The sequence below is a fragment of the Flavilitoribacter nigricans DSM 23189 = NBRC 102662 genome (assembly GCF_002646595.1).
Lineage (GTDB): Bacteria > Bacteroidota > Bacteroidia > Chitinophagales > Saprospiraceae > Flavilitoribacter > Flavilitoribacter nigricans.
This window is the reverse complement of record NZ_PDUD01000123.1, coordinates 1-981: the sequence shown is the minus strand read 5'-3', so window position 1 is coordinate 981 and position 981 is coordinate 1. Positions and strand designations below refer to the sequence as shown.

The 981-nt window shown below is 42.9% G+C and carries 1 protein-coding gene, 2 tRNA genes and 1 rRNA gene; 3 read left to right on the top strand and 1 reads right to left on the bottom strand.

The window, feature by feature from the left end:
- The 3 genes from CRP01_RS41690 to CRP01_RS41680 all read left to right on the top strand — a co-directional run.
- Positions 1–86 (top strand): 16S ribosomal RNA (locus CRP01_RS41690); the annotation flags it as partial.
- Positions 87–392: 306 nt separating this feature from the next.
- A tRNA-Ile gene (locus CRP01_RS41685) sits at positions 393–469 on the top strand.
- Positions 470–553: 84 nt separating this feature from the next.
- Positions 554–630 (top strand) — tRNA-Ala (locus CRP01_RS41680).
- A gap of 170 nt (positions 631–800) precedes the next feature.
- Here the strand turns inward: CRP01_RS41680 and CRP01_RS42930 are convergent.
- Positions 801–981 (bottom strand): hypothetical protein (locus CRP01_RS42930; RefSeq protein ID WP_222845963.1); only part of this gene is annotated, 181 nt, incomplete at its 5' end.

Sequence of the window (981 nt, the reverse complement as noted above, 5' to 3'; positions counted from 1 at the left end):
AGGAGCTATCTAGGGTAAAACTAGTAACTAGGGCTAAGTCGTAACAAGGTAGCCGTACCGGAAGGTGCGGCTGGAATACCTCCTTTTAAGAGTACATGGATAAGTAGCTGTGTTGTGCACCTCTTCTCCAAACTCTGCTCGCTACCCAGTGCAAAGTCCTAACGGAATTTGCTCGATCTTCCGAGATCTTGGAAGAACGTAAATTCCCAACTGCATGAATTGAAATAACCCTTTATTATAAAGCTGTTCCGGCTGTTTGATCAAAATGTTGATCGCTAAGGCCTTCTACTGCAAGACGAGTTTTGCTTTTCAGTGGTGACCGGGTATTTCCCTTAATTTCTGAAAACACACGCCTTAATGCAGCTTTTATCGGGATGATTTGACATTATTATAGTCCCGTAGCTCAGCTGGTTAGAGCGCTACACTGATAATGTAGAGGTCGGCAGTTCAAGTCTGCCCGGGACTACCATGCTGATGATTTGATCCGCTAATGATTTGATAAAACAGTTTATCCGGTCATTACACCATCAAATAATCACATCATCAACACGTCGGGGGATTAGCTCAGCTGGCTAGAGCGCTAGATTTGCATTCTAGAGGTCATCGGTTCGACTCCGATATCCTCCACCATTTTTAAAGCTAAAAAGTAGCTTTATCGATTGAAATACACAAGATATAGGCCCGTCGGGGGCGCTGACAGACGTTGGTTTGTCTACGGTTCGACTCCGTGTATATCTACTTTGGTAGGATGCTATCGCTGTCGGTTTGAAAAAGCTGATTCAAACGGATAAGTAGCGTCATTAACTATCGAAAAAGTTCATTGACAATGTGGGAAGCGTAAGGATATTAATTTGGAAGGTACTTGTACCGGACGGATTAATATCAATAAACAAGAGTAAAGAGCGTTTGAAGATACGTCTAATATAGGCAAAGTTACGTTCTGCTTCGGCAGAACAAAGATTAGGAAGCAAATAAGGGCGT